Raw genomic sequence first — 14,471 nt, forward strand, 5'->3', positions numbered from 1 at the left:
CTCGTTTCTATTCCTTGAATTAAACATTCATTTTTTTGAATATTTAAGTTATGTGACGCGGATTTGCCGTATAACTCAGACACCTTCGTTGGCGGCCATCCATAATCCATAGAGATTGGCCAGCAAATACCCTTCTTCACACGGGTTAATTTCCAGCGCGAATTCCTTCAATAGCACCTGATGCAATTGCACAATCGCTGGCCAGTATGTGGATTGCGCCAGTTCCGCCAGTAATTCGTCATCCAGCGGCAGTATGTGTTCGCCCCGACGACTGCGCATCAGCGCACTCGCCATATGCGTCATCGCCATCGTTCCCTGCTCGCTGCGTATGGGAAGATGGCATTCTGTTTCCAGTACTTTGACGACCTGCATCATGCCTTTGCAGATGTCCTTATCAATGACGCCTGCCTCGCAAAGCAGGTTGAGTCTGTTTTCCATTTAAGACGCCTTTCGCTTAATAACTGGGTTCAAGTTCCCCACTGACGACTCGCTGTTGATGAGCAAGCAGGGCATGTTTATCAACAACCGCACGTAGCAATTGTTGCATCGGGTAATCATCGGCTCGCGTTAGCACCACGGCTTCAGTGGCCTGTAAAAATCGTGGATCGTTCGTCAGCGGCGTCGCTTCTAATCCCAGCATGGCCAGTTCGCTTTCCGCCACCACGTTCCAGATAACCGCATCGACATCGCCTTTTACAATGCGTTGTAAACTCTCGTGATATGAGAGGTCGACGCGCTCCACATCGCTATTGCCAAAAAAGACATCGGTCATGATTTTCTGATCCGCCGAGCGGTTATCCAGCCCCACGCGTTTCACGTTGCCGGACGCCCCTTTACGGCAAATCAGCTGGTGCTCGCCAACATAGGTATGCGGCCCAAGTTCCAGCGCCAGGCATAACCCTTTTTGCGTGAGATAACTTTCTGCCGCCAGGCGGGACACTACCGCCATGTCATAGACGCCGTTAAGTAAACACTCCACGCGAATATCCGCGCCGCGCATATGCGCATAATAAAAAGGAATGCTATCAAACTGAGCTTTCAGCCCGCTTGCCAGTCCTTCGTACAAACGGGTATAGGGCAAGGGCATCGCACATACCACGTTGTTGATATCCACATGAGTCAGCAATGCTTTGTTATCCATCTCGACCAGATAACTGCCATTGCGCCCACGGCGTTCAATTCTAATCGCGCCGCTTGATTCCAGCGTTTTCAGCGCGGCCTGTGTCAGACCAACCGATGAATGGCATTCAGTTGCCAGTTCATCTATGGTTTTCAATCGATTACCGCACTTTTCACCTAACAGATAACGAGCCAGAGTCGTGATGACGACGCCTTCTTTTTTGATAAACGTTCGACGCATAATATATTTTCAATAAAGTGAATATTTATATCTTCATTAAAATGAAGATAAGTGGCAACTAAGAGATGTGGAAACGGCGAGGCACTTCACATTTTTTCGGGTTGTTGCGAAAAGAGGATAAAAAAACCGGGTTTCCCCAGTTTCAGAGTGATGATAAAAGCAAAATTGCCTGATGGCGCTACGCTTATCAGGCCTACATTTCCTTGCAATATGTGCATTACTTTGTAGGCCGGATAAGGCGTTCACGCCGCATCCGGCATGAACAAAGCGCAATTTGCCAGCAATAGTGAATTACGGCTTCGCCACAAAACCAATCGCTTCATACACCGCTTTCAGCGTACGGGAAGCGTGCGCGCTGGCTTTTTCTGCGCCGTCTTTCATCACCTGTTGCAGGAAGGCTTCGTCATTGCGGAAACGGTGATAGCGTTCCTGCAATTCAGTCAGCATACCGGAAACGGCATCAGCCACTTCGCCTTTCAGATGACCATACATCTTGCCTTCGAACTGTTTTTCCAGTTCCGGGATGCTCTTGCCAGTAACTGCAGAAAGGATATCCAGCAGGTTGGAAACGCCCGCTTTGTTCTGCACATCGTAGCGAACTACCGGTGGCTCGTCGGAGTCAGTGACCGCACGTTTGATTTTCTTCACTACCGATTTCGGATCTTCCAGCAGGCCGATAACGTTATTGCGGTTATCGTCAGACTTGGACATCTTCTTGGTCGGCTCCAGCAGCGACATTACGCGCGCGCCAGATTTCGGAATAAACGGCTCCGGTACTTTAAAAATATCGCCATACAGCGCGTTGAAACGCTGGGCGATATCGCGGCTCAGTTCCAGATGCTGTTTCTGATCTTCACCGACCGGCACCAGATTGGTTTGATACAGCAGGATGTCCGCCGCCATCAGCACCGGATAGTCAAACAGACCAGCGTTGATGTTCTCGGCATAACGCGCAGATTTATCTTTGAATTGGGTCATGCGGCTCAGTTCGCCGAAGTAGGTATAGCAGTTCAACGCCCAGCCTAGCTGCGCATGTTCTGGTACATGGGACTGAACAAAAATGGTGCTTTTCTCAGGATCGATGCCACATGCCAGGTACAGGGCCAGCGTATCCAGCGTCGCTTTACGCAGCTTTTGCGCATCCTGGCGCACGGTGATGGCATGTTGGTCAACGATGCAGTAAATGCAATGGTAGTCATCCTGCATGTTTACCCACTGACGCAGCGCACCCATGTAGTTACCAATGGTCAATTCACCTGAGGGCTGTGCGCCACTAAAAACGATGGGCTTAGTCATTTTTCGATTCCTGATTTTCGCTATGCGGAAGCCCTAATGCGGGCAGAAGGTCATTTATAGAGTGATAAATTACATCAGGCTGGCTGAGATCGATAGCCTCGCCGTAGTTATATCCGTAGGTTAAGCCAACTGATGGGCAACCTGCCGCTTTTGCCGCCTGAATATCATTGCGTGAGTCGCCAACAAACAGCATCTGTTGTGGGGCAATTCCCATCCGCGCAGCCACCAGTAACAGCGGGTCCGGATGCGGTTTTTTGTTTTGCACGTCATCACCACCAATCACCACGCTGAAGTATTTGGCGATATCTAAGGCTTCGAGCAGCGGCGCGACGAACGGCGTCGGTTTGTTGGTAACCAGGCCTAGCGGCAGGCCTTTAGCCTGCAACGCGCCCAGAGTATCGGCAACGTGCGGGAACAAAAACGTCCCCTCTTCGGCAACCTCGCCATAGTAGCGATCGAACAGTTTACGCAGAATACGTACCTGTTCTTCTGCCGGAATGTCGTCATCAACGGGCGGTTTACCCATTGTTTTACGCAGGGTCGCACGTTCCTGACGCGCCCAGGCCAATGCCCGCTCCATCAGGACATCTGCGCCGTTGCCAATCCAGGTAATAACGCGTTCTTCGCCTGCAACGGGCAACTCCAGCGCATACAGCGCCATATCTACCGCAGCAGAAAGACCTGGAGCACTGTCCACCAGCGTACCGTCGAGATCAAAAGCGACGCCGCGAATATCTTCAAACTTATTCATGACTTACCTTTGCCAGTTCACTGCGCATTTCATCAATGACTTTTTTGTAGTCTGGCTGGTCGAAGATTGCCGAACCGGCGACGAACATATCCGCTCCCGCCGCAGCGATTTCGCCAATGTTGTTCACCTTCACACCACCGTCCACTTCCAGACGGACATCAAAGCCCGACTCATCGATGCGGCGGCGCACTTCGCGCAGTTTATCCAGTGTTTGCGGAATGAAAGACTGACCGCCGAAACCAGGGTTGACGGACATCAGCAGGATCACATCCAGCTTGTCCATCACATAATCCAGATAGCTCAATGGTGTCGCCGGGTTAAATACCAGCCCCGCTTTACAGCCATTTTCTTTAATCAGTTGCAGCGTGCGGTCAACATGCTCGGAGGCTTCTGGATGAAAGGTAATGATACTGGCGCCAGCAGCAGCGAAATCCGGCACAATGCGATCGACGGGTTTCACCATCAGATGCACGTCGATAGGGGCGGTAATGCCGTAGTTACGCAAGGATTTCAGCACCATTGGCCCAATTGTCAGGTTGGGAACATAGTGGTTATCCATGACGTCAAAATGCACGACATCAGCGCCAGCTGCCAGGGCCTTTGCGGTATCTTCACCCAGGCGGGCAAAATCAGCCGACAGAATTGAGGGGGCAATCAAATACTGTTTCATCCGCTTCTCCTTGAGAATTATTTTTTCGCGGGTGAAACGACTCCTGGTTTGTACAAAGCCAGCAGTTCGTCCACCTTTTTACGTGTGCCGCCGTTGCTGCTTATACTGCGTCGAACTTTGACGACATGCAATTTTGCGCGCTGATACCACTCACGCGTTAACATCGTATCGTGATTGGAGATCAGCACAGGAATATGGCGATCAACCAGACCTTCTGCGATCTCCGCCAGATGGGCTTGTTGTTCAAGCGTAAAACTGTTTGTGTGATACGCCGTGAAGTTAGCGGTCGCAGAAAGCGGCGCATAAGGCGGATCGCAATAGACGACGGATGCATCATCTGCGCGCGCCATGCTGTCGGCGTAAGACTCACAATAGAAAAAGGCATTCTGCGCTTTTTCGGCAAAATGATACAACTCAGCTTCCGGGAAATAGGGCTTTTTATAACGGCCAAACGGCACATTAAATTCACCGCGCAGATTGTAACGGCACAAACCGTTGTAACCGTAGCGGTTCAAATATAAAAACAGTACTGCCCGACGCAAGGGATCCTGGCTTTTGTTGAACTCTTCGCGGAACTGATAGTAGACCTCGGCGCAATTTGTTTCGGGAACAAACAGCTCGCGGGCAGCCTGCACATACTCTTCAGTACGCGTCTTTACAATGTTGTAGAGACTAATCAGATCGCTGTTGATATCAGCAAGGATATAACGAGAAAAGTCGGTGTTAAGAAACACCGACCCGGCACCAACAAAAGGCTCAACCAGACATTCGCCCTTAGGCAAATGCCGTTTAATATCATCAAGCAAGGGATATTTGCCCCCTGCCCACTTCAAAAAAGCGCGATTTTTCTTCATGCTGACTAACTAATTACACCTTCTCCGGCTGTGGAGAAAGCTCCGACAGCATCCAGCGCTTCAGGCAGTTCCCGCAACGGTTATCCATTGCGGGAAATAGCCTTGATTACTTCAGATCGGCCTGTACCTGACGCAGCGGTTTCGCCCAAGGATTTTTGGCCTGGACATCGGCTGGCAATGTAGATACCGCTTTTTTCGCTTCTTCTTTCGAAGCGTACACGCCAGAAACCAGGACATACCACGGCTGACCATTACGCGTCGTTTCATAGACAACGTAGTTTTTCAGGTTCTCTTTCTTCGCCCAACCGTTCAGGTTGTCGTAGTTAGAGGAACTGCTCAACTGCAGAGTGTAATGGCTTGACGGTGCCGATTTCAACGAACCAACATTACCCGCGCTCTTCGCCCCAGCAGCTGGTGTTGTCGTGGTTTGCGCCGGAGATGCCGTTTGTGCCGGCTCCGTGCTGGCAGTCGCATTCGGCGCTGGCGTTGCCGCTGGCGTAGAAGTCGCAGCCGGTGCCTTCGAGCTCGCCACTGGCGCTGCTGGTTCGGTACGCTTCGGTTGCTGTGCTACCGGCTTCGGTTCGGTTTTCACAGTTGCTTGCGGTTTTTTCGGTTCAATCACTGCCTGCTGACGCGGCGGACGCATGGTGGTCGGACGTTCAGCGGTTTGCGTTTTTGCCGTGTCGCGCGATGCATTGCCATTGCGTACTGGCGCAACCGTTGCGGGTTCGGTCGGCAATGTCGAATTTACCGCCACATTGTTCAGCTGTTGCTGATTTTGTGGCTGGGTCAGGGCATTGTTCAGATCACCCTGTACTTCAACACGCTGTTGACCATCCGTTGCCGCCGGGGTCTGCCCCTGGGTCGGCGTAGAAGAAATCGGCGGCAGAGAAACATCCTGCTGAGTATTTTCCGCAGACGTGGTTCCCGGTGCTGGCTGCACGCCATTCGCCTGATCGGTCGCATTGCCAGCAAGATCAATACTCTTCTCGCCAGACGCAGTTTGATCGCTGGAAGAGGTCGAGGGGGCTTTTAACGCAGAACCGATACCGATGATCAACAGCAACAGAACCAGAATACCGACGCCCATCATCATATACTGACGAGAAGCAGGTTTGCTGGCTGCTTTTTTGCGCTTACGCGGACGCCGCTCTACACGCTCTTCATCCACCGTTTCATCTTCGGATTCGTCATATTCTTGTTCGATTTCCGGTTCCTCATCGCGCTCTTTTTGCGCGCGGGTCGGACGGCGATCATCCGTATCATCAAGTTCAATATCATCAAAATTGATCTGCGGTTCGCCACGTTCAGTACGTTCAGAACGCTCAGAAGATTGACGAGAACGACCAGTACGACGATCGCTGGGATCGGGTTTCAGCTCGTCTTCTGGTTTGAATTCATCCATTTAACACCCCACTAAAAGGTTAATGCTTACCACGTTGCAATTAACCTGAAGCTAATAAACCGCCGGATAAGCGGCCTGACCTTTCTTGTTGTTACGCTAACTGACAATCAGCAATGGCGTTAAGAACGATATCGTGCGAAACACCGCCGCGAACTTCGCTCTTACCAATTGCCAGCGGAAGAATTAAGCGCATTTCTCCCGCAAGAACTTTCTTGTCACGCAGCATATGCGGTAAATATGCCTGCGCGGACATTTCGCGCGGCCCATTGACCGGTAACCCAGCCCGCGTGAGCAGGGTAATAATACGCTGCGTTTCGGCAGAACTGAACTGCCCGAGACGTTCCGATGTGCGCGCCGCCATTACCATACCCGCAGCAACCGCTTCACCGTGTAGCCAATTACCATAGCCCATTTCAGCTTCAATGGCATGACCAAAGGTATGTCCAAGATTGAGTAAAGCACGTAAGCCAGCTTCACGCTCGTCGGCGGCGACAACTTCTGCTTTCAGCTCACAGCAGCGGCGAATACAGTACGCCATTGCAGGGCCATCCAGACGAAGCAGCGCGTCGAGATTCTCTTCCAGCCAATGGAAAAACTCGCCGTCAAGAATAATGCCGTATTTGATGACTTCCGCTAGCCCCGAAGCCAACTCACGCTGAGGAAGCGTTTTCAGACAATCGAGATCTACCACCACCGATGCAGGTTGGTAAAACGCGCCAATCATGTTTTTACCGAGGGGATGGTTTACCGCGGTTTTGCCGCCAACGGAGGAGTCAACCTGCGACAATAACGTCGTTGGGACTTGAATGAAGCGAACGCCGCGCTGATAGCTCGCCGCCGCGAAACCGGTAAGATCGCCCACCACGCCGCCGCCAAGTGCAACCAGTGTAGTATCGCGGCCATGCGGCTTTTGCAACAACGCTGTAAAGACGGTGTCGAGTACAGCCAGGCTTTTATACTGCTCGCCGTCAGGGAGGATAACGCTATCGACGTTAACACCCGCCTGTTCAAGTACGCCGCGGACCTTATCGAGATACAGAGGAGCCAGAGTTTCGTTGGTGACCAACATCACCTGCTCGCCCGATTTCAGCGGTAAGAATGAAGCTGGTTCGTTAAACAAACCAGATGCGATGGTAATTGGGTAACTACGTTCCCCGAGAGTGACGACTATCCTCTCCATAACGCGACATCCACCTTAATTACTGTACCCGCAGACGAGTGTATTTAAAGCCAGAATTAGTTGCTTTCCAGCATGTTAATAATCTGGTTTGCGACCACTTTAGCGCTTTGGTCATCAGTACGAATGGTCACGTCGGCAATCTCTTCATACAGCGGATTGCGTTCATTGGCCAACGCTTCCAGAACTTCACGTGGCGGTGTTTCAACGTGCAGCAACGGGCGTTTTTTATCACGCTGCGTGCGTGCAAGTTGCTTTTCGATGGTCGTTTCAAGATAAACGACAACGCCACGAGCGGAAAGACGGTTACGCGTTTCGCGGGATTTCACAGAGCCGCCTCCAGTAGCCAGCACAATACCCTGCTTCTCGGTCAATTCATTGATGACCTTTTCTTCGCGATCGCGGAAGCCTTCTTCGCCTTCTAAATCGAAAACCCAGCCCACATCAGCTCCGGTTCGTTTCTCAATCTCTTGATCGGAATCGTAAAATTCCATATTGAGTTGTTGAGCTAACTGGCGCCCAATAGTGCTTTTTCCGGCACCCATAGGCCCAACCAGAAAGATATTGCGTTTCTCTGCCATTTTTTCGGTACTACTAAGACTATTCGTTAATGATAAACCCGCTTCGCTCAGAGAGCGCAGCAGGACATGAACTGAAACCTCATAAGATATTGCGAGAGTCAGACTGAAAATTATCTCAATACTCCAGCAGGTTTGGCAACTGAATAAATCGCCCATCCCTCTGCATATCTGGTCGCTGCAGGCATGCTGCCTTGCTATCACCGCTTTGGCGATAAATCACCGGGTAAGATTAGCGTAAAAAAGACAGCAAAATGCCGCCTGAATGATAAATCATCATCATAAAACGCAGGCAGCTAAGAGCACCAACTCTCAAATCGGTACTCCTTGTATGCTAAATACCTGCGCGCGTCAAATAGATGAAACACGTTCAACGTAAAAACATCACCGCTTTTGCGGCGGTTTACTCACTGGAAACCAGTCGTGGCGTGATAAACACCACTAACTCACGTCGTTCATCTTCTTTTCCGTCATGACGAAATAATTGCCCGAACCAGGGAATGTCACCCAACAGCGGTACGCTATCCTGACCCGATTTATTTTTACGGGTAAAAATGCCGCCCAGCGCCAACGTTTCTCCGCTTTTGACCTCGACTTGCGTTTCGATCTCCTGCTTGTCAATTGCCAGCACTTCGCCATCGGCTTGTTGAAGGACCTGCCCCGGAACGTTCTGGCTGATGTGTAATTTCAGCCGGATGCGACCTTTTTGTAACACCGTGGGTGTGACCTCCATTCCCAGTACCGCCTCTTTAAACTCCACCGATGTTGCACCACTTTCACCACTGGAAACCTGATACGGAATTTCGCTTCCCTGTTTAATGCTGGCAGGCTGGAGATGCGAAGCCAGTAAACGTGGACTGGCGATGATATCCAGTTGCTGTTTCTGTTCTAGTGCGGAAAGCTCCAGATCCAGCAAACGTCCGTTGATCCGCCCAATGTTAAAACCGATATGCGTCGTCGCCGTCGCCACCGCGAGATCGCTACCGAGCGTAGTCACTTGCCCAACGCCGCCAGCTTGTTGCGCATCGGCCAACGTCCATTTCACGCCTAACTCGCGCAGACTTTTTTCATTAATGGTGACAATGTGTGCCGACAGTTCAACCTGGCCTACCGGCAAATCCATTTGCATGACCCACTGTTCCAGTGCAGTTAACGCCGCCTGGTTATCGTGCAGCAAAAGGCGATTAGTGCGTTTATCAACGGTCATGCTGCCTTTGGCGCTAAGTAGCTTCTCCCCCGCTTTCGCCAACTCTCCGGCATCGGCGTATTGCAGGGTAATGCTGCGATTTTCCAGCGGCAGGTTTGCCTGCGCCCGTGCCTTCTCTGCCTCCTGGCGGGCGATATTTTCATTTTGCCAGGCAACGGAATGCACTGAAAGAATATTGCCTTCCTGACGCGTTATCAGCCCGGCGCTTTTCACTACGGTTTGTAGCGCCTGCTTCCAGGGAACATCCGTTAAATGTAGCGATACCGTACCGCTGACGTCTGGCGACACCACCAGGTTTAGCTTCTCCTGTTCGGCCAGCGCCTGCAAAACCTGAGCAACCGGAACGTCATCCACCATCAGCGTGACTTTTTGCGGCTTTGCCGCCTGCACGATGGGCATCATCATCAACAGTAGTGCGGCTATCCATTGCTTCATTTGTATCTCCTTGCCGTTGCCACAACCACTGTGGCGGTTCGCAGTTTGTCCCGGTTCCCAGCGTTAGTGTGTCTGGCGTCAGCTGTAAGATCATCCAGCCGTTTTCCAGCACATCGTTTTGCTGCACCCGTCGCCATTTCTTTTGCCCATCTTTTATTACGCCGATAACGCGCTCGCCTCTTCCTACCATCCCCTGATAGCGCCACTGGGTAAGTTCGCTAATCCGGCATAGATCTTCCGGTGGTTTAAACGGGTCGCGCATGCCGGTTAATAGCCATAATGCAACACCAGCCAGCAGCCAACGTTTAGCCATCATTCGCCCCCTCCAGTTGGAGCGTGAACAAGAGTTCATCACCTTCCACGCTTAACGAAAAACGACTTACGCTGACGTTGCGCTCTGCCAGTCGTGTAAATGCCGACGGCACCGCTTCCCAGAGCGTTTTCAACGCCAACTCCCCTCCCTGGGCGGACGGATGCCAGTAAACCAGTTGCGCGCCAGGCAACTGAAAATCCAGCGGCGAAAAGGGCAACGTCTTTTCTTCGCGGATGGGTGTGGTGTCTACCAGGCGATGCAGTGCAGCCCACTGCTGGTGATTACTTGCCCGCAGTCGAATTAATGCGTCGCTCTCTTCCTGATGGGCCAATGAAAGAACGATGATTGTGAATAACACCAGCAACCAGACTGCCCAGCCAAACTGACGGGTACGAGGAGATGTGGTAAACCACCAGTCAAAGAGCGAGTTCATCGCTAACCTTCCTTGTTAACTGGTACGCAAATTGCCAGCGCCCTTGTGCATCCTGCTGCGTGGCCCCTCGCTGGTTGAACTGAAAAGAGGCATCCTCACGGAGTGACTTCTCCAACCCATTTAGTGCGGTGATGTTCGACGTAAGTCCTTTGACTTCCAGCGTTCCCTGCTGCCAGCTCAGCGTGGTCAGCCAGGCTTTTTCTGGTAAAAGCGTCGCCAGCGCTTCCAGCGCTGGTTGCCAGTCGCGGGTAAATTGTCGCTGACGCTGACGTCGCAAATGCTGTTCGCGTAACTGTTGGCGTTCCAGCAAACGTGGCTTAGTGACCTGTAAGCTACGGGCGAGTTGTTGTTCTCCCTCGAGCAAAATGGCGTCTACGCGTGCTTCGGCGTTATATGCCAGACGCTGCATTAGCGTTATCCCTATGGTCAGCAGCAGAGGGGCAACAAACATCTGCAACCAGAAGCGAAAAAAGGCCGCACGGCGTTGCTGTCGCCAGGGCAAAAAATTGATTGGTGGGTTCATTAGCGACTCTCCCCAAGCGCCAGCCCCAGCGCAATGGCGAAGTCTCCACCTGGTGGCGGTAGCGGCGGCTGACGAACAGAAACCGCCTCCCAGGGGTCAAATCCGCCTTCGCCGCATATTGCGATACTGTCGGGATCCACGGATAACATCGCTGCAAGGTCATTCGCGCTTGTCATCCCCACCACCAGCTTGCGCCCCCAGCTATAACGCGTCGCCCACAACCACTGTTCGTGATCACACCAGGCCAGACATTGCTTGTGAGGGGGTAAAAAAGGCAGAAACCGTTGTAAAGCGCAGGCATCTGGGGTAATTGCGCTAACGTGAACACGCAATCTTTCTGCCAGGGTAAGTAACGTTGCCAACTCTTTGCTTTGCGCGGCGGTCACGTTATAGGCCGGGCTTAGTGAATCTTCGCTATAATCGAAGCGCAGGGAGTCCGGTTCCATATCCAGCTCGCGTGCCATTGTGCCTGCCAGCCATGCCGTTTGCTCTCGCTCACCGAGAGACATCGCCGGGCGTGGAAATGCCCTCTGTAACGTTCGACCAGCAGGAAATGCCAGCATAATGTGATGTCGATGCGGCAGTTCACGACTCCACGGTAACAACGTTTTTGCCAGCCGCTCTGTATCGAGAATGCGTCCATCTTTGATAATGTCTGTCGCCAGCGGCAAACGCCACCAACGTTGCAAAAAACATTCTTTTGCACCACGCACGATAGCAACCGCCACCGCTTCTTGCTGTTGTAAATGCAACCCAATTTGCCAGTTCTTAAATGCCATTGTGATGATCTCCTTATCACCCGTCACTCTGACGGGTATATCAATGCGTCTGGCTTGCCTTTATACTACCGCGCGTTTGTTTATAAACTGCCCAAATGAAACCAAATCGGAAATTTCCAGTGAAGTTCGTAAAGTATTTATTGATCCTTGCAGTCTGTTGCATTCTGCTGGGAGCAGGCTCGATTTATGGCCTCTACCGCTACATCGAGCCACAACTGCCGGATGTGGCGACATTAAAAGATGTTCGCCTGCAAATTCCGATGCAGATTTACAGCGCCGATGGCGAGCTAATTGCGCAATATGGTGAAAAACGTCGTATTCCGGTTACGTTGGATCAAATCCCGCCGGAAATGGTGAAAGCCTTTATCGCGACGGAGGACAGCCGCTTTTATGAGCATCACGGCGTTGACCCGGTGGGGATCTTCCGTGCGGCAAGTGTGGCGTTGTTCTCTGGTCACGCGTCACAAGGGGCGAGTACCATTACCCAGCAACTGGCGAGAAACTTCTTCCTCAGTCCGGAACGCACGCTGATGCGTAAGATTAAGGAAGTCTTCCTCGCGATTCGTATTGAACAGTTGCTGACTAAAGACGAGATCCTCGAGCTTTATCTGAACAAGATTTACCTCGGTTACCGCGCCTATGGTGTCGGTGCTGCGGCACAAGTCTATTTCGGTAAAACGGTCGACCAACTGACGCTGAACGAAATGGCGGTGATTGCCGGGCTGCCAAAAGCCCCATCCACTTTCAACCCGCTCTACTCAATGGATCGCGCCGTCGCGCGGCGTAACGTTGTGCTGTCGCGTATGTTGAGCGAAGGGTATATCACCCAGCAGCAATATGATCAGACGCGTAGTGAGCCGATTAACGCCAATTATCACGCGCCGGAAATTGCCTTCTCGGCGCCGTATCTCACCGAAATGGTGCGTCAGGAGATGTATAGCCGTTACGGCGAAAGCGCTTATGAAGACGGTTATCGCATTTACACCACCATTACCCGCAAAGTTCAGCAGGCCGCGCAGCAAGCGGTGCGTAACAACGTGCTGGACTACGACATGCGTCACGGTTATCGCGGCCCGGCTAATGTGCTGTGGAAAGTGGGTGAGACGGCGTGGGACACCAAAAAGATAACCAATACTCTGAAAGCGTTGCCGACTTACGGTCCGCTGCTGCCTGCCGCAGTTACCAGCACCAATCCGCAGGAAGCGACAGCGATGCTGGCTGACGGAACGTCCGTAACGTTGCGTATGGAAGGCGTTCGCTGGGCGCGTCCTTACCGTTCAGACACTCAACAGGGACCGACGCCGCGTAAAGTGACTGATGTGGTGCAAACGGGTCAGCAAATCTGGGTTCGCCAGGTTGGCGATGCCTGGTGGCTGGCGCAGGTGCCAGAGGTGAACTCGGCGCTTGTGTCGATCAATCCGCAAAACGGTGCCGTCATGGCGCTGGTTGGTGGCTTTGACTTCAACCAGAGCAAGTTTAACCGCGCAACTCAGGCGCTGCGTCAGGTGGGTTCGAATATCAAACCGTTCCTCTACACCGCAGCAATGGATAAAGGTCTGACGCTGGCAAGTATGCTGAACGATGTGCCGATTTCCCGCTGGGACGCCGGTGCTGGTTCTGACTGGGAGCCGAAAAACTCACCGCCGCAATATGCCGGTCCAATCCGTTTACGTCAGGGACTGGGTCAGTCGAAGAACGTAGTGATGGTGCGTGCAATGCGGGCTATGGGCGTCGACTACGCTGCAGAGTATCTGCAACGCTTCGGCTTCCCGGCGCAAAACATTGTTCATACCGAATCGCTGGCGCTGGGTTCCGCGTCCTTCACGCCGCTGCAGGTGGCGCGCGGCTACGCAGTAATGGCGAACGGTGGCTTCCTGGTGGATCCGTGGTTTATCAGCAAAATTGAAAACGACCAGGGCGGCGTGATTTTCGAAGCGAAACCGAAAGTAGCTTGCCCGGAATGCGATATCCCGGTGATTTATGGCGATACGCAAAAATCGAACGTGCTGGAAAATAACGACGTTGAAGACGTGGCTATCTCCCGCGAGCAGCAAAATGTTTCGGTGCCGATGCCGCAACTGGAGCAAGCTAATCAGACATTAGTCGCGAAGACCGGCGCGCAGGAGTATGCTCCGCACGTTATCAGCACTCCGCTGGCATTCCTGATTAAGAGCGCACTGAACACCAATATCTTTGGTGAACCAGGCTGGCAAGGTACTGGCTGGCGCGCAGGTCGTGATTTGCAACGTCATGATATCGGCGGGAAAACCGGGACCACCAACAGCTCGAAGGATGCATGGTTCTCGGGTTACGGACCAGGCGTAGTAACCTCAGTATGGATTGGCTTTGACGACCACCGTCGTAATCTCGGTCATACCACGGCTTCCGGGGCAATTAAAGATCAGATCTCTGGTTATGAAGGTGGTGCTAAAAGCGCGCAGCCTGCATGGGACGCTTATATGAAAGCCGTTCTGGAAGGCGTACCGGAACAACCGCTGACGCCGCCGCCGGGTATTGTGACGGTGAATATCGATCGCAGCACTGGGCAACTGGCCAGCGGCGGCAACAGCCGCGAAGAGTACTTCATTGAAGGTACACAGCCTACACAGCAGGCGGTGCGCGAGGTGGGAACGACCATTATCGATAATGGTGAGGCACAGGAATTGTTCTGATTAAAAAGGCGCTTCGGC

At 52.4% G+C, this 14,471-nt stretch carries 15 protein-coding genes; 1 reads left to right on the plus strand and 14 read right to left on the minus strand.

Going from position 1 to position 14,471, the window contains the following annotated elements:
- Positions 1 to 75: 75 nt before the first annotated feature.
- The 14 genes from FEK66_RS05910 to hofM form a co-directional block, all read right to left on the minus strand.
- Positions 76 to 438 carry a PRD domain-containing protein gene (locus FEK66_RS05910; RefSeq protein WP_130208951.1) on the minus strand — a complete coding sequence of 121 codons (363 nt, stop codon included), beginning with the start codon at positions 436 to 438 and terminating at the stop codon, positions 76 to 78.
- Between the two features lie 16 nt (positions 439 to 454).
- Positions 455 to 1,360: a GntR family transcriptional regulator YhfZ gene (yhfZ, locus tag FEK66_RS05915; protein ID WP_135560262.1), complete on the minus strand. Its 906-nt coding sequence runs from the start codon at positions 1,358 to 1,360 to the stop codon at positions 455 to 457.
- 291 nt (positions 1,361 to 1,651) lie between these two features.
- Positions 1,652 to 2,656: a tryptophan--tRNA ligase gene (trpS, locus tag FEK66_RS05920; RefSeq protein WP_130208955.1), complete on the minus strand. Its 1,005-nt coding sequence runs from the start codon at positions 2,654 to 2,656 to the stop codon at positions 1,652 to 1,654.
- Positions 2,649 to 3,407, minus strand: coding sequence for a phosphoglycolate phosphatase (gene gph / locus FEK66_RS05925; protein WP_135495230.1), 759 nt, complete (start codon positions 3,405 to 3,407; stop codon positions 2,649 to 2,651). Before gph ends, trpS begins: the two co-directional genes overlap by 8 nt.
- Entirely contained in the window at positions 3,400 to 4,077 is a 678-nt protein-coding gene (gene rpe / locus FEK66_RS05930; protein ID WP_135495231.1) for a ribulose-phosphate 3-epimerase, read from the minus strand. Before rpe ends, gph begins: the two co-directional genes overlap by 8 nt.
- Before the next feature lie 17 nt (positions 4,078 to 4,094).
- Complete coding sequence (dam, locus tag FEK66_RS05935; protein WP_130217642.1) at positions 4,095 to 4,931, minus strand: adenine-specific DNA-methyltransferase; 837 nt, start codon at positions 4,929 to 4,931, stop codon at positions 4,095 to 4,097.
- Between the two features lie 106 nt (positions 4,932 to 5,037).
- Positions 5,038 to 6,336 (minus strand): cell division protein DamX, encoded by a 1,299-nt coding sequence (damX, locus tag FEK66_RS05940; protein WP_135495232.1) that lies wholly within the window; start codon positions 6,334 to 6,336, stop codon positions 5,038 to 5,040.
- Positions 6,337 to 6,427: 91 nt separating this feature from the next.
- The gene (aroB, locus tag FEK66_RS05945) at positions 6,428 to 7,516 is read right to left on the minus strand and encodes a 3-dehydroquinate synthase (RefSeq protein ID WP_130208963.1); all 1,089 of its coding nucleotides are present in this window, start codon (positions 7,514 to 7,516) and stop codon (positions 6,428 to 6,430) included.
- Between the two features lie 56 nt (positions 7,517 to 7,572).
- Complete coding sequence (gene aroK / locus FEK66_RS05950) at positions 7,573 to 8,094, minus strand: shikimate kinase AroK (protein WP_001507994.1); 522 nt, start codon at positions 8,092 to 8,094, stop codon at positions 7,573 to 7,575.
- Between the two features lie 400 nt (positions 8,095 to 8,494).
- Positions 8,495 to 9,733, minus strand: coding sequence for a DNA uptake porin HofQ (gene hofQ, locus FEK66_RS05955; protein WP_130261022.1), 1,239 nt, complete (start codon positions 9,731 to 9,733; stop codon positions 8,495 to 8,497).
- Positions 9,645 to 10,049, minus strand: a complete 405-nt coding sequence (locus FEK66_RS05960) for a DUF2531 family protein (protein ID WP_135495233.1) — start codon at positions 10,047 to 10,049, stop codon at positions 9,645 to 9,647. Before FEK66_RS05960 ends, hofQ begins: the two co-directional genes overlap by 89 nt.
- Positions 10,039 to 10,479, minus strand: a complete 441-nt coding sequence (locus tag FEK66_RS05965) for a DNA utilization protein HofO (protein WP_130258692.1) — start codon at positions 10,477 to 10,479, stop codon at positions 10,039 to 10,041. The genes FEK66_RS05960 and FEK66_RS05965 overlap by 11 nt, the downstream gene beginning before the upstream one ends.
- On the minus strand, positions 10,463 to 11,002 hold the full coding sequence (locus FEK66_RS05970) for a PilN domain-containing protein (protein ID WP_130261023.1): 540 nt from the start codon (positions 11,000 to 11,002) through the stop codon (positions 10,463 to 10,465). The genes FEK66_RS05965 and FEK66_RS05970 overlap by 17 nt, the downstream gene beginning before the upstream one ends.
- Entirely contained in the window at positions 11,002 to 11,781 is a 780-nt protein-coding gene (hofM, locus tag FEK66_RS05975; protein WP_130261024.1) for a DNA utilization protein HofM, read from the minus strand. The genes FEK66_RS05970 and hofM overlap by 1 nt, the downstream gene beginning before the upstream one ends.
- Before the next feature lie 119 nt (positions 11,782 to 11,900).
- Here hofM and mrcA point away from each other — a divergent pair, with 119 nt between their 5' ends.
- Positions 11,901 to 14,453, plus strand: coding sequence for a peptidoglycan glycosyltransferase/peptidoglycan DD-transpeptidase MrcA (gene mrcA / locus FEK66_RS05980; RefSeq protein WP_130208973.1), 2,553 nt, complete (start codon positions 11,901 to 11,903; stop codon positions 14,451 to 14,453).
- Positions 14,454 to 14,471: the final 18 nt, after the last annotated feature.

It is taken from the genome of Escherichia sp. E1130, from assembly GCF_005781065.1.
In the GTDB taxonomy this organism is placed as follows: domain Bacteria; phylum Pseudomonadota; class Gammaproteobacteria; order Enterobacterales; family Enterobacteriaceae; genus Escherichia.

What these genes read in the sequence shown, in the direction of transcription:
- dam (WP_130217642.1), bottom strand. Translation starts at nt 4,931, where the DNA reads ATGAAGAAAAATCGCGCTTTTTTGAAGTGGGCAGGGGGCAAATATCCC.
- trpS (WP_130208955.1), bottom strand. Translation starts at nt 2,656, where the DNA reads ATGACTAAGCCCATCGTTTTTAGTGGCGCACAGCCCTCAGGTGAATTG.
- FEK66_RS05970 (WP_130261023.1), bottom strand. Translation starts at nt 11,002, where the DNA reads ATGAACCCACCAATCAATTTTTTGCCCTGGCGACAGCAACGCCGTGCG.
- FEK66_RS05960 (WP_135495233.1), bottom strand. Translation starts at nt 10,049, where the DNA reads ATGATGGCTAAACGTTGGCTGCTGGCTGGTGTTGCATTATGGCTATTA.
- gph (WP_135495230.1), bottom strand. Translation starts at nt 3,407, where the DNA reads ATGAATAAGTTTGAAGATATTCGCGGCGTCGCTTTTGATCTCGACGGT.
- damX (WP_135495232.1), bottom strand. Translation starts at nt 6,336, where the DNA reads ATGGATGAATTCAAACCAGAAGACGAGCTGAAACCCGATCCCAGCGAT.
- hofQ (WP_130261022.1), bottom strand. Translation starts at nt 9,733, where the DNA reads ATGAAGCAATGGATAGCCGCACTACTGTTGATGATGATGCCCATCGTG.
- FEK66_RS05910 (WP_130208951.1), bottom strand. Translation starts at nt 438, where the DNA reads ATGGAAAACAGACTCAACCTGCTTTGCGAGGCAGGCGTCATTGATAAG.
- FEK66_RS05965 (WP_130258692.1), bottom strand. Translation starts at nt 10,479, where the DNA reads ATGAACTCGCTCTTTGACTGGTGGTTTACCACATCTCCTCGTACCCGT.
- aroK (WP_001507994.1), bottom strand. Translation starts at nt 8,094, where the DNA reads ATGGCAGAGAAACGCAATATCTTTCTGGTTGGGCCTATGGGTGCCGGA.
- rpe (WP_135495231.1), bottom strand. Translation starts at nt 4,077, where the DNA reads ATGAAACAGTATTTGATTGCCCCCTCAATTCTGTCGGCTGATTTTGCC.
- aroB (WP_130208963.1), bottom strand. Translation starts at nt 7,516, where the DNA reads ATGGAGAGGATAGTCGTCACTCTCGGGGAACGTAGTTACCCAATTACC.
- yhfZ (WP_135560262.1), bottom strand. Translation starts at nt 1,360, where the DNA reads ATGCGTCGAACGTTTATCAAAAAAGAAGGCGTCGTCATCACGACTCTG.
- hofM (WP_130261024.1), bottom strand. Translation starts at nt 11,781, where the DNA reads ATGGCATTTAAGAACTGGCAAATTGGGTTGCATTTACAACAGCAAGAA.